The following is a 23,384-nucleotide window of genomic DNA, read 5'->3' as shown; positions in this document are numbered from 1 at the left end:
TGCGCAAACGCTTGCACATAGCAAGTCTGAAAGCACATTTGGCTATTTTCATGCATCTTTTTTATATAAAAAAAGAAAAACCGCCACAAGGCGGTTTCTACAATGGTGTATTAATATACCTATCTTCTGGCTCTGTTTCTGGCAATGATTCGATCCTCATGCGTACGATTGTTGCTTTCTAAATATCTTCTATCCCTGCTGTCACGAATCACCACTTGATTTCTGATATTTTTATATCTGCTATACTTAGCGATATCAGCACGATTGTCACGATAAGGAGGATAATTGCGGTTTATCACAACCTTATAGGTTTTGTATAAATCTATATGGCCATAGTTACGAGGCAGATAGCGGGCAGTAACCCATTTACGACCCGAAGGATAAATAAACATTTTCGCATCCACATCGTAGTACACATTAATTTCTGGGAGATAATAATAACGCACATAGTTGTATCCTACAGGCCCCCATGCCGGCTGGTTACCAATATTAATATTGATGCTTAATTGCGCAGTAGCATTTTGCATCATTAAGATTCCAGCAAGCATAAACGAAACGATAATATACTTTTTCATGGCCTTAAGTTTTAAAGTGAATAATCTGAATTCATCTTCTACACTTTAGACGGAGAGGGAAAAAGAAAGGATGACTGTCCTAGTCATTTTATAAAAACATTAAGATTTGCACAAAATCAGCATATCGCAATCATTTATGATGTACTTCCGTTAAATCCTCATGTAAGAGCACAATATCATAAATTTGCTTTCTATGGCAAAGAAAAACAAACCAGTTATCCTCATTACCAATGATGATGGCATTTCCGCTCCCGGTATCAGGGCATTATACGAAGCTGTAAAGGAGTTTGGGAAAATAGTAATTGTAGCCCCTGATAAACCGCAGTCGGGAATGGGACATGCCATTACGATAGGGCATCCTATACGATTGGATAAAGTGGATACATTTGAGGGAGTAGAAGCATACGCCTGTTCAGGTACGCCGGTAGACTGTGTTAAACTTGCAGTAGACAAAGTACTGCATCGTAAACCCGATTTATGTTTGAGTGGTATTAATCATGGACCGAACCACAGCATAAATGTAATTTATTCGGGTACCATGTCTGCAGCTATGGAAGCTGCTATTGAAAGCATCCCTGCGGTAGGGTTTTCGCTGATGAGCTACGATCATCACGCCGATTTTTCAGCAGCACAACATTATGCACGGCTCATTACCGAAAAAATGTTGAAGGAAAGAACCACTAAGCATATGCTGTTGAATGTAAACATACCCGATCTTCCCTTATCCGATATCAAAGGATATAAAATATGCAAGCAGGCTTATGCAAAATACCAGGAGAAATTTATAGAAAGAAAAGATCCTGGAGGCAGAAAGTATTATTGGCTCACGGGAGAGTTTCTCAATTTTGACAATGCACGTGATAGCGATGTATGGGCACTTGCAAATAATTATGTAAGCATCGTTCCGGTACAGTTTGACCTTACTAATTACACTTTGAAGAAACGACTGGAAAAAAAATGGAAAGATACTACTACGCGCAAGGGAAAAGAGCCCGTAAAGAAAATTGTTAAACGCAGCATGCGAAAATCAGAATAGGAAATCATAAAAGATAAAGCATTGAATACCGGATATCGCAGATATTACATTATTGCCGGAGAGGCTTCGGGAGATTTGCATGGAGGCAACCTAGTTGCTGCACTCAAAAAAATCGAACCTCATGCCCAAATACGGGGCTGGGGTGGCGATAAAATGCAGCAGGCCGGCATGGAGCTGGTTAAACATTATAGAGACCTAGCCTTTATGGGTTTTATTGAAGTAGTAAAAAACCTTCGTACAATACTCCGAAATCTCAAACAATGCAAGCAGGATATTCTATCATTCAAACCAGATGTACTGGTGCTTATCGATTATCCGGGCTTTAATCTTCGCATTGCCAAATGGGCTAAACAACAAAACCTAAAGGTGGTTTACTACATTTCTCCGCAGGTGTGGGCATGGAAAGAAAATCGCGTAAAGATGATGAAGCAATGTATCGACAAAATGCTTGTCATCCTTCCTTTTGAAAAAGAGTACTATCTCCATAAATGGAACTGGGATGTAACTTATGTGGGGCATCCCCTTATTGAAGAAGTTACTAAAAAAAAACAAGCAGGCACAGACCTGATTATCCGCAACCGCCAAGGAGAAGTTAATCAAAAGCCCATCGTTGCACTTCTTCCGGGAAGCCGCAAACAGGAGATAGAAAAAAAGTTGCCGGTAATGCTGGAGGTAAGCAAAACTTTTCCGGACTATCAATTTGTTGTAGCGCAAGCCCCCTCGCTCGACACTTCGTTTTACGATACCTTTACTGCCCCCTACCCTAATATAAGTTTAGTGCAGAACCGTACTTACGACCTCCTGATGCAGTCAAAAGCTGCTTTGGTCACCTCCGGAACGGCTACCCTAGAGACAGCCCTGTTTGGTGTTCCAGAAGTAGTATGTTATAAAGGTTCTGAAATCAGCTATCAGATTGCCAAACGTGTGATTAGCATCCAATATATTTCGTTGGTAAACCTGATTATGAACAAGGAAGTGGTGAAAGAGCTGATTCAGAGGGATATGAATGTCCCTAATCTTATCAAAGAATTGCATTTGTTGCTACACGATGAGACAAAGCAAAAACAGATTCAAGAAGATTACAGCCGGTTAAGGGCTTTACTCACCACCAATAGTATCGCCTCGGAAAACGCAGCGGCCATTATCAGCGAATTAGCTGCGCAATAGTTTTATTGCCAAGATAATCAAACAAATAATAAACAGAAAAAGGCTGATACGGTTAATCCCGTGCATATACTTTACCCATGAGCTCTTCGGCCGATTGGGATCCTTCTTACGAAGGTATAAGTATTCTGCCAGTTGCTTTAAAACACCCATTAGTTTGATAACAGATTTATACTAATGAAAGTTTAATATTGAATAAAGCCGAAAATAAAAGAATAGTTATCACCTAGTCATACACACCATAACGTCCTTGGAACAATCCTACATTCACACCGGCACGAATCACTGGAACAATCCTTACCTTTTCATTGGGCGTTCCATAATAATCTACATCTACATAAGGACTATTTCTATTTTTCAATACATCGGCCAGTACAGACAAATAGAAGAACGTAGTACCACCCTTCAGACGTCCTGTAGAAAGGCCTCCTCCTAATAAAAGAGATGTAGCATTGGCTCTAAATTTACCGCTGGCATAATAAGCACTACCGGGCTTTGCAGTGTAATTCTCTGCAATAAAATTATGCTCTAACTGTCCTTGTACAAAAATAAATGGTACAGGATACACTCTTGTAAAAATACCCGGACCATATACATGTCTTCTAAACTTATCATTTATCTCGCGCCAATCTCTGGCTCCATGATAAACATAATGGAGCAGAACGCCACCATCTACATAATCATTGAATTTATAACCCAAAACAGGACTCAATCCTAATACGGTACCACCGGTATAAAAAGATGCGGTTACACCACCTCCGGTAAATAAGTGATGCTTTTTAAATCCTTTTTCTTCCGGTACTGAATTATCACTAGCACGCTCTTTTCTTTCCTGTTGAGCAAATGCGTTTAAAGCAGTAACTACAAACACAGTCAATATAATCGCAAAACGACAAGTCTTCATTAGCATTCAATTTTCGATGAGGTAAAATTAGGATATATTTTTTAGCTAGCACTCATGAAAACAAAAGTTTCAAATAATTACATATTAATCAAAAATCTTTCCCGGGTTCAAGATATTATTGGGATCAAAAGCCCGCTTGATATCGCGCATGATTTGTAATGTGCGCTCTTCAAACATAATATCCATAAATCCTTTTTGGATCAATCCAACACCGTGTTCGCCTGTGATCGTGCCCCCCAGAGCTTTTATCTGCTGAAACAATTCGCGCAGTATCAGCTGCATTTCGGGGTTTTTATAGCTATCCGCTACCGAATCCTTTTTAATACGGATATGCAAATTCCCATCACCGGCATGCCCATAGGCTACAGATTTAAACTGATGCTTATGCCCCATTTCTTTCAATACTTTAATTAAACGGGACAATTCTGCACGTGGCACTACTACGTCCTCTTCAATCGTATAGCCACACATCTTTACATATTCAGCCATGCGGCGGCGAAGCTTCCAAAGTTCCTCTTTTTGTTGCGCATCCTCGGCCAAAAGTAAATCGCCCGCTCCATGTTGCTCCATTAAGGCAGCTATTTGCTCCATTTCTCCCACCAACACATCTTTGTTATTTCCGTCCAACTCAATAAGTAAATGTGCGGCAATACTGCTGTTTACAGGGGCCGCGTGAGTACCCACCATCTGGCTTACAATAGTTAGGGCATCAATCTCCATCAGTTCCAATGCACTGGGTGTACATCCAGCTCTAAAGATAACACTTACTGCTTCACATGCTTTATCCAAATCATTAAAAGGTGCCAGCATCAGTATATCATACTTAGGCAGTGGTATCAATTTCAAAACAATTTTGGTAACGATGCCTAAAGTACCTTCGCTTCCAATAATGAGTTGAGTAAGATTATACCCTGTTACATTCTTCAATACATTGGCACCGGTCCAAATGATCTCACCTGTAGGCAATACTACTTCCAGATTCAGCACGTAGTCCTTTACTACACCATATTTTACAGCGCGCGGACCACCGCTGTTTTCGGCAATATTGCCCCCGATAAAGCACGAACCTTTGCTCGAAGGATCGGGTGGATAAAACAGCCCTCGAGCCGCTACTTCTCTTTGTAATACCTCGGTAATGACACCCGGCTCGGTAGTGACCTGCAAATTGCGCTCATCGATATGAAGTATTTTATTCAAACGCTCCGTAGAAATAACAATACCGCCCAGATACGGAAGCGCCCCACCGGAAAGCCCTGTGCCGCCACCACGCGGTGTTACAGGAATTTTATACTGATTACAAATTTTTAAAATGGCGCTAATTTCATCTGCAGTTGCAGGTTTCAAAACCGCTTGGGGACTAAATTGCAGCGTTTCAGTTGCATCCTTCGAATAATCCTGTAAAGTTGCTTCATCGGTAAAAAAATACGCCTCTCCTACAATTTTTTTGAACGATTCGGCAAGATCAAGTGTTATTGTTTTTTGCAATACGCTCATTGTTGTAAATATATAAACTTTTTAATGCTTGTTGCTTTTCGACAATCTGTTAAAAACAACATACTTATCTTTGGACGATTATAATAAAATATTCATAGACAATGTCCGGAATTTTAGAACAAATAGGCAATACACCACTAGTAGAATTAAATAAGATATCCGTAAATAAAAATGTAAAAATATATGCCAAACTGGAGGGTAATAATCCCGGGGGCAGCGTGAAGGACCGTGCAGCTTATGGCATGATTAAGGGCGCTCTTGATCGTGGCGAGTTAAAACCGGGCATGAAGCTCATTGAAGCTACCAGCGGTAATACAGGTATTGCCCTAGCAATGATAGCGAACTTGTTTGGAGTTGAAATAGAACTGGTAATGCCCGAAAACGCAACAAGAGAACGGGTGCTGACGATGCGTGCCTTTGGAGCTACCGTTACTTTAACTCCCAAAGATAAAGGGATGGAAGGCTCTATCGATTATGCACGTGAAAAAGCTGCGCAAGGGGATTATCTAATGCTGAATCAGTTTGGCAACCCTGATAATCCGGGAATGCACTATAAAACAACCGGACCAGAAATCTGGCGAGATACCAACCATCAAATCACCCATTTTGTTTCCTCCATGGGAACTACCGGAACCATCATGGGAGTAAGCCAGTATCTGAAAGAAGTGAATAGTAATATTCAAATCGTAGGTTGTCAGCCTACAGACAATTCCAATATTCCAGGAATACGAAAATGGCCTGAAGCTTATTTGCCCAAAATATTTGATCGCAGCCGTGTAGATCGTATCATAGAAGTGGATGAGCAAGACGCGAGAATAATGGCGAAAAGATTGGCCCGAGAAGAAGCAGTGTTTGCCGGCATGAGTAGCGGAGGTGCGGTTCATGCAGCCCTAGAACTCTCTAAGGAACTGGAATCGGGAGTGATTGTATGTATCATCTGCGACAGAGGCGATCGTTATTTGTCTTCTGATCTATTCGATTAATTGCTTCGTTTCTTTTTCCCTACTACGAGATCGTAGGAATGATCGATCCACTCCTTAAGTTGCTTAAAAGAAACGGAACCATCAACGATGATGGTATTCCAATGTTTCTTGTTCATATGATACCCCGGCATTACACATGGGTAACGTTCTCTTAATTCTATCGCAACATCAGGATCGCATTTTACATTAAATGAGAGTGGGACGTTATCCATTCCCATCAGCAAAAAAATTTTGCCATTGACTTTGTACACTAGCGTATCGGGACCGAATGGCATTGTTTCCGCTACATCAGGTTTGCTTAAACAATAGTAGCGTATAGTTTCTATATCCATCGTAACTAAAATAATAAATATTGGCTAGGGGGTCAAATAGAAACGATTCGCTTAAATCCCAAATTCATGGAATTGATGATTACTCTGAAAAATCATTTATAATTTCTTAACGATAACACTGATACCATGGTGTTTATTTATCCTTTCCATAACTATTTGCAGTTTTATTATTCTCAAATAAAAGTTACCTCATAAAATACTTACGCAATGCAAACAAAGATTAACACCCATACAATTGAACAATGCTCATAGAAAACGGATAGGAGTAAACGACATACTCTTTCTTGGCCACTATTATTGTCAATCACACAAATATTTATTGATTAGTGCAACTGCTGAAATAAGCAGTAATAAAATCGTTCTCAATAAGCTTTCAAAAAATCTTCTTCAAACTCAGAAACTCATTAATTTCAATCCTCATTTATCCACATAATAAAAAATCATTCAACAATGAATTGCTTACCATTCAACAAAAAAGTCCTCGCATGTCTTATTAGTTTTCTGACAATTTTAGCATTTCATTTTTCTTCATATGCCCACATACGATTGCCGCATATAATTGGCAGCAATATGGTGCTGCAGCAGAAAAGCGAAGCTTACTTATGGGGTTGGGCTAACGCTGCTGAGAAAATATATGTTACCACTTCTTGGAACAATCACACTGACTCAGTTGTAGCCGACGGAAATGCAAGATGGAAGATTAAATTACAGACACCGGCTGCGGGCGGCCCTTACAGCATTACATTAAAAGGGGACAACACCATTGTTTTAGAAAACATCATGATTGGTGAGGTGTGGGTTTGTTCCGGGCAGTCCAATATGGAGTGGAGTAGTCACCAGAAGTTAAAACAAATTTTAGATGAGCTACCCGTAAGCCACAACGACAATATCCGGCTGTTTCATGTAACTAAAACTACCTCTCCTTATCCTCAAGATGATCTGGAAGGGAGCTGGAAAATATGCGGCCCTGAATCTTTAAAAGGATTTAGCGCTGTAGGCTACTTCTTCGCAAAAGAACTGCAACAAAAACTCAATGTGCCTATCGGTGTTATCAATTCCAGTTGGGGTGGCACTCCGGCAGAGGCATGGACACCTGCAGAAATTATTAATAACAATGAAACATTACTTCAAGCAGCGAAAATGTTAGGTACTACGCCATGGTGGCCCACCCTACCTGGCTACGCATATAATGCCATGATATATCCACTTACCCAGTTTTCCATTGCAGGGGCAATCTGGTACCAGGGAGAAAGCAATACCACCATGCCCTTTACCTATAGCCAGCTTTTCTCGTCTATGATTAAAAGTTGGAGAGCTGCGTGGAATAAGGAATTTCCTTTCTATTATGTACAAATAGCCCCCTACACATACGGCAATCATAATGTAGGTAATTTGGTAAGAGAGCAGCAAACAAAAGCCCTTAGTACACCTAATACAGGAATGGTTGTTATTACGGATTTAGTAGAGAATGTAAAAGATATACATCCCAGCAATAAAATAGACGTTGCAAAGAGATTGGCCGCATACGCATTAGCCGAAACTTATGGCCAGCAAGTGGGCATCTACAAAAGCCCTATGTTTACCCGAATGGATATAAAAGGAGATAAAGCGCACCTGTTTTTCGATAATGCACCTAATGGGTTTAAACTGAGTAATGGTAAAACTGCCACAGAATTTTATATCGCAGGTTCTGACAAAGTATTTCATCCTGCGGATGTGAAAATTGAAAAAGATAGATTAATTGTTTCCAGTAAAAACGTGAAACAACCTGAGGCAGTAAGATTTTCATTCAGCAATACATCTATATCCAATATTTTCAGTAAAGAGGGACTTCCTGTAGCGCCGTTTAGAACCGACAATTGGAGCGTTGATACCACTAAAATTGTAGAACAACCTAAGTAATCTGTGATATATCCCGATGTGTGCGGTATATCATACGCCGTCCACATCGGGTATTACAATAACAGATTTATATCTTTTTTCCTGATGGAGGACTGCCACCTGATATAAAATATCTTTTTTACATTGTTCGAGTACCTTAGCACTCCGTGGCAACTTTAATAACAACTCCATTAAATACTGATTACGCACTTTATTGACAATTGGCTCTGCAGGCCCTGTAAGATACTTTCCATATTTACTGGACAACGCACCGGCAAATAACTGTGCGGCGTCGCGCACCACCTCCTTCTGCTTATTCTTAAAAGTGAGTTTAATGATGCGGGAGAAGGGAGGATAAAAAAACTGCTCTCTTTTGCTTATTTCATTTTCATACAATCCTGTATAATCGTGCTGCTTTACCTGCAACAATACAGGATGTTGCATTTGCGAAGTTTGAATCAGTACTTTACCTTTACCATGCTTTCTGCCTGCTCTTCCACTCACCTGCTCCATTAACTGATACGCCCGTTCATTCACTCTAAAATCGGCAAAGGATAGAATCCCATCTGCGTCGAGAATGCCCACCAGACTTACGTTTTCAAAATCCAGTCCCTTTACTACCATTTGCGTACCTACCAGAATATCAATTTTATGCTGCTCGAAATCCTGAATCAGCTGATGATGGGCATTTTTTCCTCTTACCGAATCAATATCCATTCTTGCTGTACGTGCATCAGGAAAAAATTCTTTTAATGCTTCTTCAATTTTTTCCGTTCCAAATTGCTTTTGAATAAAATCGTGGTTTCCACAACGCGCACAGGTAATAACAGGCGGATAACTGGTTCCGCAATAATGACAAACAAGCTTATTATAGAACTTATGATACGTGAGTGATACGTCGCAATGCCTACACTGAGGCACCCAGCCACAAGTGCTACACCGCTGATATGGCGTATATCCTCTTCGATTTTGAAACAGAATTACCTGTTTTTGATCATTCAGTGCAGCTTGAATAGCCTCACGCAAAGGCTGTGTAAGAATATTCTCTGCATCATTGGCCGATCGATAACGCCGTGTATCTATCATCTCGATTTCGGGCATAGCAATATCGCCATAACGTTGCATCAGCTTCACCAATCCATATTTACCTGCAGTAGCATTGTAATAAGACTCTAACGAAGGTGTAGCACTACCGAGCAGCACTTTACAATCCTCATACAAAGAAGCCATATAAATAGCAGTATCCCGTGCATGATAGCGGGGCGCAGGCTCCATTTGCTTATAAGAAGTATCGTGTTCTTCATCGCAGATAATAAGTCCCAAATCATCAAATGGCAAGAACAAGGCCGAACGGGCTCCTAATACCACTTTAACACGCCCGTCCTTCACTTTATTCCATATTTCAATGCGCTCGTTTTGAGAAAACTTAGAATGATATACTCCAATATGTCCTCCAAAATGTTTTTCTAATCTTCTAATAGTCTGGGCCGTCAAAGCTATCTCGGGCAACATATATAATATCTGTCGACCCGCTTTCAGATACCGCTCGATCAATCTGATGTAAATTTCCGTTTTACCACTGGAGGTTACACCGTGTAGTAAACAAATATTCTTTGATGTAAACACATCGCTAATTTCTTGCAATGCATTCTCTTGAGCCGATGAAAGTTCAAAATTTACTTCGATCTGTTTAGCAGCACCTTTAATTCGATCAACTGTTCTTTTTTCTGCAATTAATATCCCTTTCTCAATTAATCCTTTTAAGTGCGCATCAGTGGCCCCAGCCTTTTTCAGTAATTCAGCTTTGGTAATCTCGCCTTCGGTTCTTTGAAAATGCAAATAGGCTAGTAATAACTGCATTTGCTTTTCAGCACGCTGTAACCGCTTATCCTCATTCAACAAACGCTCTAATGCAGCTTCAGAATCATAATCGGGATGCAATGCAATATATGTTTCTTTCTTGGGGTTGTAGGTTTCTTTTAATGCTTCCCAAACGTAGCAAATCCTTTTTTGTATCAAGCGATTAATGACAGGATACACATGCGTAGCATCCAATATCTGCTGTACTTCGGGTAGTCTTAATTCTCTTCGGATGTGCAATGCTTCTGCAACCAGATATTCTTCTGTATCCAAATTGGTAAAATCATCACCTGCTTCTTCATTAAATACCAGAATTGTTTCGCTAGACAATTTGAAATGCGCAGGTAGTGCTGCAGCCATTACTTCTCCTTCGGTACACATGTAATAGCGCGCCATCCACTCCCACAAGCGTAATTGCTGCTCATACACAACAGGTTGCGCGTCCAGCACATTTAACACTTCTTTGGTTTCCACAAAATCCGGTGGCTCATGATGCACACGTTTTACTACGCCCGCATATCTTTTATTCTTTCCCAAATTCACTTCTACCCGGCATCCCGGCTGTATCGTCTCTTGAAAACGCTGGGGCACCACCCAAGTATAATTCAGGGGCAAGGCCAATGGTATGATCACCTCGGCATAAAGAGTAGTATTATCGATATTTTTTATTGACGCCACTTCCAATCCATCTGTTTAGTCCAAAATGAGCTCACTTAACCCTTAATCCATGTTGCACGATATTCTCTCAAGGCTTGTTCCATTGCTAAAAATACTTCTTCTTTTACTGTATGCATACTTTTATTGGCAACAGAAACGGTATCCAGAAAAACAACTCGACTAATGCCCGGGTTTAAAGAGAACACGCTGCTATAATGCATTCTATCAAAAGTATCTAAAAAAAGTACCGGTTGTATAGGAGTTTGTGTTTCTACAGCTAGCTTGAATGCTCCGTTGTAAAATTCTTTTAATGGTTGATGAGTTTCATTGAAAGTTCCCTCGGGGAATACGAATATGGATATCCCTTTATTTAAAATAGAACGCAAAATTTTCAGACTGGCAGCACGATGTGCCGCATCACTTCTATCTACCGTTACGATGGCATTCTTATAAATAAATCCAAAAATGGGCACTTTAGTCATTTCAATTTTTCCTAGTGGACGCACCGGCTCCCGAAATACCTTCACCAACATAGGAATATCCATGTAGGAAATATGGTTAGCCACAATAATACTCCTTGGCGTTTTGCGATAGCCTGGTTGGTATATTTTCTTGACACGTATACATACCAAGGCAAACCACACATCGGCCCAAAATGTACAAAGCCTGTAAATCATATTCCCTCCCTTGATACGCCCCCAAAGGCTTGCTATCACCACCAAGGGAAAAATTAGCAGCATCAATACAACAAAAATGATGGCGGCATATAAAGTGAAAAGAAATCGTAAAAACTTCATATTCTGTAACAAATGTAGCAGGAAAGTTGATAGAATGGTCTACCTCCCCTCCAAAATACGCATTCATAAGCCCCGTGGTGTCGAGAATTTACCGTTAGCTACCCGGAACGCTAAACCGCGTAAAATCCCGATAAAAGAAGTACCTTTGCAGACTTATGCAAGGCGCGAAAACTGTAGCTTTTCACACATTAGGCTGTAAATTAAACTACTCTGAGACTTCCTCGTTGTCCCGCTTGATGGAAAATGAGGGGTTTGAGAAACGTGAATTTACGGATGCTGCCGACATATACGTAATTAATACCTGCTCGGTGACGGAAAATGCAGACAAGGAATGTCGGCAATTGGTACGCCGTATTCAGCGTAAAGCGCCAGCAAGCATTATCGTTATCACGGGTTGCTACGCACAATTAAAACCTAAAGAAATTGCTGAAATTCCGGGAGTAGACCTTGTATTGGGAGCCGCGGAAAAATTTAATATTGTTAAACATCTCAGAGAAATATCCAAAGGCGACTCGGCTAAGATATGCAGTTGCGATATTGAAGATGTCACCGGCTTTAATGCCTCCTACTCTATCAACGACCGCACGCGCACTTTTTTAAAAGTACAAGATGGATGCGATTATAACTGCTCTTTCTGTACTATACCCATGGCTCGTGGAAAGAGTCGTAGTGATAGTATTGCCAATGTGGTTAAAAATGCCGAAGCGCTGGCAGCTAGCGGAGTCAAGGAAATTGTACTTACGGGTATTAACTTAGGAGATTTCGGAAAAGGCCCTGATGGTAATGGTCCAATAGGACTCAACCAGCGTGAAGAAAATTTTTATAAACTAATTCAGGAACTGGATAGAGTTGAAGGAATTGAACGTTATCGTATTTCGTCTATCGAACCCAATCTGCTTACCAACGAGATTATAGAGTTTGTGGCTAACAGTCGTAGGTTTATGCCGCATTTTCACATTCCTTTGCAAAGCGGTAGTAACAAGGTTCTGGGAATGATGCGTCGTCGATATAGACGCGAATTATATGCAGAACGTGTAGGGCTTATTAAGCAATTTATGCCACATTGTGCTATTGGTGTGGATGTCATTGTAGGTTTTCCGGGAGAAGCCGATGAAGACTTCCAAGAAACTTATAATTTCCTTCACGAACTGGATATTACCTATTTGCATGTATTTACTTATTCTGAACGAGATAATACACACGCCCTCACGCAGAAACCGGTAGTACCTATGCATGTTCGTCACGAGCGAAATAAGATATTGCGCAATTTGTCCTATATGAAATCGCAGTATTTCGAGGCGCAACACGCCGGACAAACACGCAAAGTGTTATTCGAACACCATAATAAAAATGGTATGATGGAAGGTTATACCGATAACTACATCCGTGTTACCGCTCCTTTTAAAGAGGAATGGGCCAACCAAATCGTAGAGTGGACCTTATAATTACAAAGGGTCTTATTTTTCTTTTTTCGAAGCTGTTTTATATTCTTCGTTGAGTCCCTTTATAACTTCCTTTGTAATATCATAAGCGGGGTCGCTATAATAAAAGAAATTTTCGTGCGAGAAGATAAAAGTATACATGCCGTTGGCATTATACTTCTTTAAAAATTCCTGTATTTTTTTGCGTACACTTACATTTCTGGATGCTATCCACTGGCCAAACTCCTCTTCCAGTGCCTGTTTCCGTTCAACCATTTGTCTTTGGGTTACCTCCATATCCTGTCTGGCGGCATTCATTTCTTCCTCCGTCATGGTAGGAGCTTTCTCTTGATATTTTTCCAACTTCTCTTTATATGCGCGCTCCATTTTGCTGATTTCATTATTCAGCGCTTCACTTTTTCTTTCAAACTCTTTGGAAACTTCTTTTGCCAGTATATATTGATTCTGTATGGAATCTGGATTAATATAAGCAAACAAAATACGCTTGTTTGCGAGCGAGTCCTTATCGATTGCTTGGGCTGCAGCAGCACTTGGAACGGTATCTTTCCTTGTAAAATCCTTATACAGTAAGTAGGAAACTGCAACCAGCAAAAACGCATTTACCACCAATAAGGCTTGCTTCATAGTTATATAGATTTTAAAGTTGCAATATAAGGATCAATCCTAAAAAAAACGAATATAAAGCCGTTTCTTAGGAAAGGGTTAACGGAATCCGTCGCCAATACTTGAACCCAAGCAATAGGGTTGCTTTTATAATGTTATGATTATATAACACTACAAATAATAAAAAAGGAGCAACCTTATCGATTGCTCCTTGTATAATTTTCTGAGTAACACGATTACTCTTCTTCGTCAAAAGACATGGCTTCACGGGTTGTTTGTAACAACTCGTATTCCTCTTTGCTGCCCACAATCATATTCTCAAACTCACGCAATCCTGTACCTGCAGGGATATGGTGACCGGTAATCACATTTTCTTTCAAGCCCAGCATTTCATCGGCCTTACCTTGAATAGCTGCAGCAGAAAGCACTTTGGTAGTTTCTTGGAACGAAGCTGCAGAGATCCAGCTTTGTACTCCCAGAGAAGCCTTAGTAATACCTAACAAGGTAGGCGCTGAAGTAGCAGGTCTTGCATCCCTATACTCTACCAGTTTCTTATCTGCACGGCGCAACAGTGAGTTTTCTTCTCTTAACTCGCGCAGGCTTACGATTTGTCCTGCACGCAGCTTAGTAGAATCTCCCGGATCTGTTACCACCTTTTTGTCGAAGATATAATCGTTCTCTTCAATGAATTCGAATTTATCTACCAAATCATCCTCGAGGAAGCGAGTATCACCCGGATCTACGATGCTTACCTTACGCATCATCTGACGCACAATCACCTCAATGTGTTTATCGTTGATCTTCACACCCTGTAAGCGGTATACCTCCTGAATTTCGTTCACCACATATTGCTGTACCGCAAATGGACCTTGGATGGATAAAATATCCTGAGGCGAAACTTGACCATCACTTAACGGAGTACCGGCTTTAACGAAATCGCCATCTTGAGCTAGGATTTGTCTGGTCAACGGAACCAGATATTTTCTGGTTACGCCGTCCTTAGCTTCAACGATAATTTCACGGTTACCACGTTTTACAGAACCCATTGTTACCACACCATCAATTTCAGAAACTACAGCAGGGTTGCTTGGGTTACGAGCTTCAAACAGCTCAGTTACGCGCGGCAGACCTCCGGTGATATCTTTTACCTTTCCTAAGATACGAGGTATTTTTACCAACACTTTACCGGCTTTCACTTCTTCGCCCTCTTCGAGCATGATATGGCTACCGGTAGGCAAGTTGTAAGATTTGGAAGTCTTACCTTCTATGATAATTGAAGGAATCTTAGTTTTATCTCTGGTTTCGATAACCACTTTTTCGCGGTGTCCAGTTTGTTCATCCGCTTCCTCACGGTATGTAACACCTTCAATAACGTTTTCAAATTTCAGTACACCATCTACCTCAGCAATGATTACGTTATTGTAGGGGTCCCAAGAGCAAATCACATCGCCTTTGCTCACCTTCTGCCCATCTTTCACCATAAGGGTAGAACCGTAAGGAATGTTATTGGTGATGAGCAGTCTATCGTTCTTAGTATCGATGATACGTACTTCACCGGTACGACCAATCACCACTTTCACTTCCTCTCCTTCAGCATTAGTAGTTATTACAGAACGTACCCCGTCGAACTGGATCACACCATCGAACTTAGCCGTTAATGTAGATTCTACAGATGCAGAACCGGCCACACCACCCACGTGGAAGGTACGAAGTGTAAGCTGAGTACCAGGCTCACCGATGGATTGAGCAGCAATGATACCCACTGCATCACCTTTTTGAGCTAGATAACCAGAAGCCAGGTTCTTACCGTAACACTTCACACAACATCCGCGTTTACTTTCACAAGTCAGTACAGAACGGATTTCAATAGACTCAATACCGACATCTTCAATCTTCTTGGCAATGGCAGGAGAAATTTCCTTACCAGCTTCAATGATCAGCTCATCAGTTAGAGGATGATATACATCATGCAATGAGGTACGGCCCTCAATTCTATCTGCTAATGGTTCTATAATATCCTCATTGTCTTTCAGAGCTGAGATGCTGATACCACGCAGTGTACCACAATCTTCTTCTGTGATTACCACATCTTGTGCTACGTCTACCAGACGACGAGTCAGATAACCCGCATCAGCTGTCTTCAACGCTGTATCCGCAAGACCTTTACGAGCACCGTGTGTAGAAATGAAGTAATCCAATACGTTCAGTCCACCCTTAAAGTTTGACAGAATTGGGTTTTCGATAATTTCTGAACCGGTAGAACCAGATTTTCTAGGCTTAGCCATGAGTCCCCTCATACCGGCTAGCTGTTTAATCTGCTGCTTAGAACCACGAGCTCCTGAATCCAGCATCATGTATACGGAGTTGAAACCTTGTCTGTCTGATGCCAGTTCACGAATCAGTGTTTCTGTAAGGCGGGTATCCACACGGCTCCAGATATCTACTATCTGGTTATAACGTTCGTTGTTGGTGATCAAGCCCATGTTATAGTTATCCCACACTTCATCTACTTCACTTTTTGCATTTTCGAGCAACTCTTGCTTAATTTCAGGAACAATCAGGTCGTTGATGCTGAACGACAGACCACCTTCGAACGCTGTGCGGAAACCTAACTGCTTAATATCGTCAAGGAATTTCGCCGTTTTGGGAACATTGGTAATTTCGATAATATCACCAATGATTTCACGCAGGTTCTTTTTAGTCAATAGCGCATTTACAAAACCTACTTCTTCAGGTACGAACTGGTTGAAGATCACACGACCTACTGTGGTTTCAATCAATTGGGTCTTCAGCTCTCCGTTTTCTTTTCTTACTTTAGCTCTTACCTTAATCCAAGCGTGAAGATCTACGCGCTTTTCGTTATATGCGATAATTACTTCTTCGGCGGAATAGAACACTTTACCCTCTCCACGCACAATCTCAGTATCGGTAGATTTTTTACCCTTAGTCAGATAATACAGACCAAGTACCATGTCCTGAGAAGGTAGTGTGATAGGAGTACCGTTCTGAGGGTTAAGAATATTGTGAGAAGCCAGCATCAGCAGCTGTGCTTCTAGGATAGCCGCATTGCTTAGCGGTACGTGCACCGCCATCTGGTCACCATCGAAGTCGGCGTTAAACGCGGCGGTTACCAGCGGGTGCAGCTGAATAGCTTTACCCTCAATCAATTTAGGCTGGAACGCCTGGATCGACAAACGGTGCAGTGTTGGGGCACGGTTGAGCAGAACCGGATGTCCTTTCAAAATATTTTCGAGGATATCCCAAACTACCGCTTCTTTTTTATCTACCAGCTTTCTTGCCGATTTTACGGTTTTTACAATACCTCTTTCTATCAGTTTACGAATGATAAACGGCTTGAACAGCTCGGCCGCCATATCTTTTGGCAGACCACATTCGTGAATTTTTAATTCGGGACCTACAACGATTACCGAACGACCTGAGTAGTCAACACGTTTACCCAGCAGGTTCTGACGGAAACGTCCTTGTTTACCTTTCAGCACATCGGAAAGCGATTTCAGCGCACGACCACCTTCTGCTTTTACGGCATTGGATTTACGGCTGTTATCGAACAGAGAATCGATCGCTTCCTGAAGCATACGCTTTTCGTTACGCAGAATCACTTCAGGAGCTTTGATTTCAATGAGACGTTTCAGACGGTTGTTACGAATAATTACCCGACGATATAGATCGTTCAGGTCTGAAGAGGCAAAACGACCACCATCCAGAGGAACCAGCGGACGTAGCTCCGGTGGAATTACGGGGATGTATTGCATCACCATCCATTCAGGACGGTTGGTAATTCTGGAGTTAGCATCGCGGAAGGCCTCTACTACACTTAAGCGTTTCAATGCGTCGGCCTTACGTTGTTGTGATGTTTCGGTGGCAGCAGCATTGCGCAGATCGAAAGACAGTTGGTCTAAGTCTATTCTCTGCAGCAAATCGTGAATGGCTTCTGCACCCATTTTGGCGATGAACTTTTGAGGATCATCATCAGGTAAATACTGGTTGTCTTTGGGCAAAGCATCCAGTATATCCAGATATTCCTCTTCTGTTAAGAGGTCGCCATAGTTTTGTCCCTTATCGGCTCGTACTCCCGGCTGAATTACCACATAGCGTTCGTAGTAAATAATGCTCTCCAGTTTTTTGGAGCTCATTCCCAGCAGGTAACCGATTTTGTTAGGGAGTGATTTAAAATACCAGATGTGTACTACAGGCACCACCAATTTAATGTGCCCCATACGCTCACGGCGTACTTTCTTCTCGGTTACTTCTACACCACATCTGTCGCACACAATTCCTTTATAGCGTATACGTTTGTACTTACCACAAGCACATTCGTAGTCCTTTACCGGACCAAAGATTCTTTCGCAGAATAAACCATCGCGCTCCGGCTTATAAGTACGATAGTTGATCGTTTCAGGCTTTAACACTTCGCCATAGCTTCTTTCCAGAATAGAGTCGGGAGAGGCTAAGCTAATTGTAATTCTTGAAAACGATGCTTTTGGACGATTGTCTTTTTTAGTAGCCATTAGATTTATTTCTAATTTAGAATTTTTAATTTGATATTGATTCCTAAGTTCCGAATGAGGTATTCCCTGAAGGTGGTTCAGGGAATAATGCGATTATTCAAAAGTTAAGTCTAATCCCAATCCTCTCAGTTCATGCACTAATACATTGAACGACTCAGGAACTCCGGCGCGAGGTATATTCTCACCTTTCACAATACTTTCGTATGTCTTAGCGCGACCCACAATATCATCGGACTTAATGGTCAACAACTCTTGCAGGATGTTGGATGCACCGTAAGCTTCCAATGCCCACACTTCCATTTCCCCGAAACGCTGACCACCGAACTGTGCTTTACCACCCAACGGTTGTTGTGTAATCAAGCTGTATGGTCCTATAGAACGGGCGTGCATCTTATCATCCACCATGTGGTGCAGTTTAATCATATAGATAACACCCACGGTTGCTTTCTGGTGGAAGCGTTCGCCGGTTTCACCATCATACAAATAAGTGTGACCGAATTTCGGAATACCTGCTTTTTCGCAGTACTCCTCGATTTCGTGAGGCTCAGCACCGTCAAAAATCGGTGTTGCGAATTTTACGCCTAGTTTCTGACCGGCCCAACCCAGTACGGTTTCGTAAATCTGTCCGAGGTTCATACGAGAAGGTACCCCCAGCGGATTCAGTACGATATCTACCGGTGTTCCGTCTTCCAAGAACGGCATATCTTCCTCACGAACGATTTTGGCTACGATACCCTTGTTACCGTGACGGCCCGCCATCTTATCACCCACCTTCAGTTTACGTTTTACGGCCAGATATACTTTAGCCAATTTCAACACACCGGCAGGTAACTCGTCACCGATAGAAATATTGAATTTCTCCCTCTTGTAACGACCCAGCTCTTCGTTATACTTAATATTGTAGTTGTGCAGCAATGTGTTCACCTGCTCATTAATCACTTCATCATTAGTCCATCCTAGCGGGTTCACATTGGTATAGTCAATAGAAGCTAGGTTTTTAGAAGTAAACTTCACACCTTTACCAATCACGATTTCGTCGAAGTTGTTTTTCACTCCGGCAGAAACCTGATTTTCCAGTAAAGTGCCCAGTTTATCTAGCAAGATGTTTTGCAGATCCTGAACATTCTTCTCGTGTACTTTTTCCAGCTTTTCCATGGCCGCTTTTTCACGGGCCTTAGCATTTTTATCTTTCTTAGCACGCTGGAACAGCTTTTTACCAATTACCACACCTTCTACTCCGTTTGGAGCTTTCAGCGAGGCGTCTTTGGCATCTCCTGCTTTATCTCCAAAGATAGCGCGCAACAGTTTTTCTTCAGGTGTAGGATCGCTCTCTCCTTTAGGAGTAATTTTACCGATTAGGATATCACCTTCTTTAATTTGCGCACCTATACGGATAATACCGTTTTCGTCCAGGTCTTTAGTCGCTTCTTCAGAAACGTTAGGAATGTCGGCTGTCAGCTCTTCTTCTCCTAACTTAGTATCGCGTACTTCGAGCTCATATTCCGAAATGTGGATAGAAGTAAAGAGATCTTCTTTTACCACACGCTCACTAATCACAATCGCATCCTCGAAGTTGTATCCTTTCCATGGCATGAAGGCCACTTTGAGGTTTTTACCCAATGCCAGCTCTCCGTCGCGAGTTGCATAACCTTCAGTAAGGAAGTCACCCGCTTTTACTTTTTGTCCTTTCTTCACAGCAGGCACTAGGTTGATACAGGTTTCTTGGTTGGTTTTAATAAACTTGGTGAGCTTGTATACTTTCAGATCTTCTTCGAAGCTTACCAGTTTTTGGGTGACATCTCTTTCGTAACGCACATGAATTTCGTTAGCATCCACATATTCTACTACACCGTCACCTTCTGCATGAATTTGGATTCTAGCATCACGTGCCGCCTTGCTTTCCAATCCGGTACCCACAATAGGTACATCTGGGCGCAATAATGGAACAGCTTGACGCTGCATGTTGGATCCCATCAGTGCACGGTTGGCATCGTCGTGCTCAAGGAACGGAATTAAGGAGGCGCTCAGACCCACAATTTGGTTCGGAGCCACATCCATGTATTCCACCTCGCTTTTATCCAGGACAGGGAAATCTCCTGTTTCTCTACTTTCTACTCTATCGTTGATGAAATTACCGTTGTCATCGATTGGCGCATTGGCCTGTGCGATCTTAGCGGTATCTTCTTCTTCAGCACTCAAGTATTTCACCTCCTTCATATCTACCTTTCCGTTCTCTACCTTACGATAGGGGGTTTCGATGAAGCCCATTTCGTTAATCTTAGCATGAACGCAAAGTGTAGAAATCAAACCGATGTTGGGTCCTTCAGGAGTTTCAATGGTACACAAACGACCGTAGTGTGAGTAGTGTACGTCACGCACCTCGAAGCCTGCACGCTCACGGCTTAAACCACCTGGACCCAAAGCTGAGATACGGCGTTTGTGGGTAATTTCGGATAATGGGTTGGTCTGATCCAAGAACTGAGACAACTGTGATGTTCCGAAGAAAGAGTTAATCACAGAAGAAAGTGTTCTGGCATTGATCAGATCCACAGGAGTGAACACCTCGTTGTCACGTACATTCATTCTTTCGCGGATGGTACGGGCCATACGAGCCAACCCTACACCAAACTGAGCATACAACTGCTCTCCTACGGTACGCACACGACGGTTACTTAAGTGGTCGATATCATCAATCTCCGCTTTACCATTGGTAAGGCGTACCAGATATTTGATGATTTCGATAATATCTTCTTTAGTAAGTGTTTTTTGCTCAAGCGATACGTCGATTCCCAGTTTACGGTTAATTTTATAACGACCTACTTCGCCTAAGTCGTAACGCTTGTCGCTAAAGAACAATTTATCAATAATACCGCGAGCAGTTTCGTTATCCGGAGCGTCAGCACCTCTCAATTGACGATAGATAAACTGAACCGCTTCCAGCTCGCTGTTCGAAGTATCTTTGTTTAAAGTGTTATAAATGATGGCATAATCACCGCCCACATCTTCTCTTTGTACAAATACAGTATCGATTCCCATATCTACAATGGTTTCGATAGCTTCTTCATCCAATACTGTATCGCGCTCCATTACAATTTCGTTACGCTCGATAGATACCACCTCTCCGGTATCCTCATCCACGAAGTCCTCAACCCAAGTACGTAGTACACGAGCGGCTAGGCGTTTACCGATATGTGCTTGAAGCGATTTTTTATCTCCGGGAACTTCATCAGCCATACCAAACAGCTCCAAAATATCCTTATCGGTTTCGTAACCGATAGCACGTAATAAAGTCGTTACCGGGAATTTCTTTTTACGATCGATGTAAGCATACATCACGTTATTAATATCGGTAGCGAACTCCATCCATGCTCCTTTAAACGGAATCACACGAGCTGAATATATTTTAGTACCGTTAGGGTGTACAGACTGACCAAAGAATACACCGGGAGAACGATGCAACTGAGAAACCACCACACGCTCAGCACCGTTGATCACAAAGGTACCGCGGGGGGTCATATATGGAATATTACCTAAGAATACATCCTGAACAATAGTCTGGAAGTCCACGTGCTCCTCGTCATTACAGCTCAAACGTAGTTTAGCCTTCAGAGGAACCGCATAAGTTAATCCACGCTCCATACACTCTTCGATGGTGTAACGGGGCGGATCGATGAAGTAATCCAGAAATTCCAGCACGAAGATGTTCCTGGTATCGGTAATCGGAAAGTTATCCTTGAACACACGGAACAACCCTTCATTCTTACGCTTATCTGGAGTAGTTTCTAATTGAAAAAATTCTTTAAAAGATTGGATTTGAACTTCGAGCAAATCAGGTGTTTCAGCTAAATGTTTGATTTTTCCGAAATTAATTCTCGATTGTACGCTTGTAGCAGACATAAATATTAAACCGGTTTTAATGATTGACCTGTAGAAATGCCAATAGGATCACTTTTATTGCTAAAAGAAATCCTATTGAAATTCAATTACTTGAACACATTTCGTAAAGTCAAAATTTTATTGGCCAAAATAAAAGGATTGCAAAGTTAGGGGAATATCCGGTAAAGAAAAAACTTATCCGCAATAATTCTGCCAATTTTTAACATAATACATCATATAAGTTTATTTGTATATTTGTTAAAAACCCTATGAAAATGCGCTCAACCTTTGTAAATAAACACCTTACATTCTCAAAAAAAGAAAGAATTGCCATCCTTGTTCTACTTTTAGCCATCTGCTGCGTTATCATATTACCTTACATCACCACCAGTCATAGAAGGTATACCGATATAACCACTTCAGCTGATACAGCTTGGTTGATGGCAGCTAACGCATTGCAGCAGAAGCCCATGTCTAACCCATCAAAAACGAATAGTGAAGATAAGAATAAATATCAGTATATTCAATCCGAAAATTTTTCCCAACCTACTCCTAATACCCCACTTTTCGTCTTTGATCCTAATACGGCAGAAGTAGAGGATTTACGCAGGCTAGGCTTACGCGAAAAGACCATACAGATTTTAGTCAACTACCGTAATAAAGGAGGCAAGTTCAAAAAAGCTGAGGATTTACAAAAGATTTACGGGCTCAAGCAGGAGGAATATGAACGATTACTGCCTTATATTGTCATTACCCCACCCACTAGTGCCCCCAGTTCTTCTTTGCCATTACGCAGCACATATATGGAAGATGTGGTAAAGTCGCGTCCCACGCTTATTGAAATCAATAGTGCCGACCGAGAAACCTTTAAATCCCTATACGGCATCGGCGACAAGCTAGCAACACGCATCATTAACTTCAGGAATAAATTAGGTGGTTTTTATAGTATAGAGCAGATAGGAGAAACATATGGGCTGGCCGATTCAGTTTTCAATAAGATCAAACCTCATTTGCAAGTAAATGCCGAAATGGTGCAGAAAATTAACGTTAATACGGCAACCTACGATGAATTAAACAATCACCCCTATATCAATTCACAAACGGCCTATCAGATTCTAAAATACCGCAAAGAAAATGGTAGTATTAACGACATAGAAGCAATAAAAAGCCTGGTACAGCCTAATGATGTCTTTGACAAAATCAAGCATTATATCAAAACCGAATAAGCCGCTGTACCAGGCATTTCCCTAT

The 23,384-nt window shown here is 41.5% G+C and carries 16 protein-coding genes; 6 read left to right on the top strand and 10 right to left on the bottom strand.

Translation table 11 applies throughout. The features are described from left to right. Positions 1-119 precede the first annotated feature (119 nt). Complete coding sequence (locus V2H41_RS01895) at positions 120-575, bottom strand: hypothetical protein (RefSeq protein WP_330973421.1); 456 nt, start codon at positions 573-575, stop codon at positions 120-122. Between the two features lie 193 nt (positions 576-768). On the opposite strand from V2H41_RS01895, the gene surE reads away from it, so the two are divergent. Both surE and lpxB read left to right on the top strand, forming a co-directional pair. After that, positions 769-1,611 carry a 5'/3'-nucleotidase SurE gene (gene surE, locus V2H41_RS01890; protein WP_330973420.1) on the top strand — a complete coding sequence of 281 codons (843 nt, stop codon included), beginning with the start codon at positions 769-771 and terminating at the stop codon, positions 1,609-1,611. A gap of 21 nt (positions 1,612-1,632) precedes the next feature. After that, complete coding sequence (lpxB, locus tag V2H41_RS01885; RefSeq protein ID WP_330973419.1) at positions 1,633-2,778, top strand: lipid-A-disaccharide synthase; 1,146 nt, start codon at positions 1,633-1,635, stop codon at positions 2,776-2,778. On the opposite strand, the gene V2H41_RS01880 is transcribed toward lpxB, so the two are convergent. The 3 genes from V2H41_RS01880 to V2H41_RS01870 all read right to left on the bottom strand — a co-directional run bounded on the left by V2H41_RS01880 (position 2,764) and on the right by V2H41_RS01870 (position 5,173). Beyond that, a complete protein-coding gene (locus V2H41_RS01880) occupies positions 2,764-2,928 on the bottom strand; it encodes a DUF6728 family protein (protein ID WP_330973418.1) in 165 nt (54 codons plus the stop codon). The genes lpxB and V2H41_RS01880 overlap by 15 nt on opposite strands. A 73-nt stretch (positions 2,929-3,001) precedes the next feature. Further along, entirely contained in the window at positions 3,002-3,679 is a 678-nt protein-coding gene (locus tag V2H41_RS01875) for a hypothetical protein (protein WP_330973417.1), read from the bottom strand. Positions 3,680-3,763: 84 nt separating this feature from the next. Then, a complete protein-coding gene (locus V2H41_RS01870) occupies positions 3,764-5,173 on the bottom strand; it encodes an FAD-binding oxidoreductase (protein WP_330973416.1) in 1,410 nt (469 codons plus the stop codon). Between the two features lie 101 nt (positions 5,174-5,274). Here V2H41_RS01870 and cysM point away from each other — a divergent pair, with 101 nt between their 5' ends. After that, the gene (gene cysM / locus V2H41_RS01865; RefSeq protein WP_330973415.1) at positions 5,275-6,156 is read left to right on the top strand and encodes a cysteine synthase CysM; all 882 of its coding nucleotides are present in this window, start codon (positions 5,275-5,277) and stop codon (positions 6,154-6,156) included. On the opposite strand, the gene V2H41_RS01860 is transcribed toward cysM, so the two are convergent. Then, the gene (locus V2H41_RS01860) at positions 6,153-6,488 is read right to left on the bottom strand and encodes an MmcQ/YjbR family DNA-binding protein (RefSeq protein ID WP_330973414.1); all 336 of its coding nucleotides are present in this window, start codon (positions 6,486-6,488) and stop codon (positions 6,153-6,155) included. The two genes, cysM and V2H41_RS01860, sit on opposite strands and share 4 nt — an antisense overlap. A 570-nt stretch (positions 6,489-7,058) precedes the next feature. Here V2H41_RS01860 and V2H41_RS01855 point away from each other — a divergent pair. Continuing rightward, positions 7,059-8,390, top strand: a complete 1,332-nt coding sequence (locus tag V2H41_RS01855) for a sialate O-acetylesterase (protein WP_330973413.1) — start codon at positions 7,059-7,061, stop codon at positions 8,388-8,390. 30 nt (positions 8,391-8,420) lie between these two features. Here V2H41_RS01855 and priA read toward each other — a convergent pair whose 3' ends face one another. Both priA and V2H41_RS01845 read right to left on the bottom strand, forming a co-directional pair. Then, positions 8,421-10,907: a replication restart helicase PriA gene (gene priA / locus V2H41_RS01850; RefSeq protein WP_330973412.1), complete on the bottom strand. Its 2,487-nt coding sequence runs from the start codon at positions 10,905-10,907 to the stop codon at positions 8,421-8,423. Positions 10,908-10,942: 35 nt separating this feature from the next. Then, complete coding sequence (locus tag V2H41_RS01845; RefSeq protein WP_330973411.1) at positions 10,943-11,683, bottom strand: lysophospholipid acyltransferase family protein; 741 nt, start codon at positions 11,681-11,683, stop codon at positions 10,943-10,945. A 155-nt stretch (positions 11,684-11,838) separates the two neighbouring features. Here V2H41_RS01845 and mtaB point away from each other — a divergent pair, with 155 nt between their 5' ends. Beyond that, positions 11,839-13,128 (top strand): tRNA (N(6)-L-threonylcarbamoyladenosine(37)-C(2))-methylthiotransferase MtaB, encoded by a 1,290-nt coding sequence (gene mtaB, locus V2H41_RS01840; protein WP_330973410.1) that lies wholly within the window; start codon positions 11,839-11,841, stop codon positions 13,126-13,128. A gap of 12 nt (positions 13,129-13,140) precedes the next feature. Here the strand turns inward: mtaB and V2H41_RS01835 are convergent, their stop codons facing one another. From V2H41_RS01835 to rpoB, 3 genes are all read right to left on the bottom strand, one after another. Next, positions 13,141-13,749 (bottom strand): OmpH/Skp family outer membrane protein, encoded by a 609-nt coding sequence (locus tag V2H41_RS01835; protein WP_330973409.1) that lies wholly within the window; start codon positions 13,747-13,749, stop codon positions 13,141-13,143. A 215-nt stretch (positions 13,750-13,964) separates the two neighbouring features. After that, complete coding sequence (gene rpoC / locus V2H41_RS01830; RefSeq protein WP_330973408.1) at positions 13,965-18,257, bottom strand: DNA-directed RNA polymerase subunit beta'; 4,293 nt, start codon at positions 18,255-18,257, stop codon at positions 13,965-13,967. 93 nt (positions 18,258-18,350) lie between these two features. Then, positions 18,351-22,154, bottom strand: coding sequence for a DNA-directed RNA polymerase subunit beta (gene rpoB, locus V2H41_RS01825; protein WP_330973407.1), 3,804 nt, complete (start codon positions 22,152-22,154; stop codon positions 18,351-18,353). Positions 22,155-22,408: 254 nt separating this feature from the next. On the opposite strand from rpoB, the gene V2H41_RS01820 reads away from it, so the two are divergent. Further along, on the top strand, positions 22,409-23,359 hold the full coding sequence (locus V2H41_RS01820; protein WP_330973406.1) for a ComEA family DNA-binding protein: 951 nt from the start codon (positions 22,409-22,411) through the stop codon (positions 23,357-23,359). The last annotated feature ends 25 nt before the right edge of the window (positions 23,360-23,384 follow it).

The sequence above is a fragment of the Niabella digestorum genome, from assembly GCF_036409055.1.
Lineage (GTDB): Bacteria > Bacteroidota > Bacteroidia > Chitinophagales > Chitinophagaceae > Niabella > Niabella composti.
This window is presented reverse-complemented; position numbering and strand designations above follow the sequence as displayed.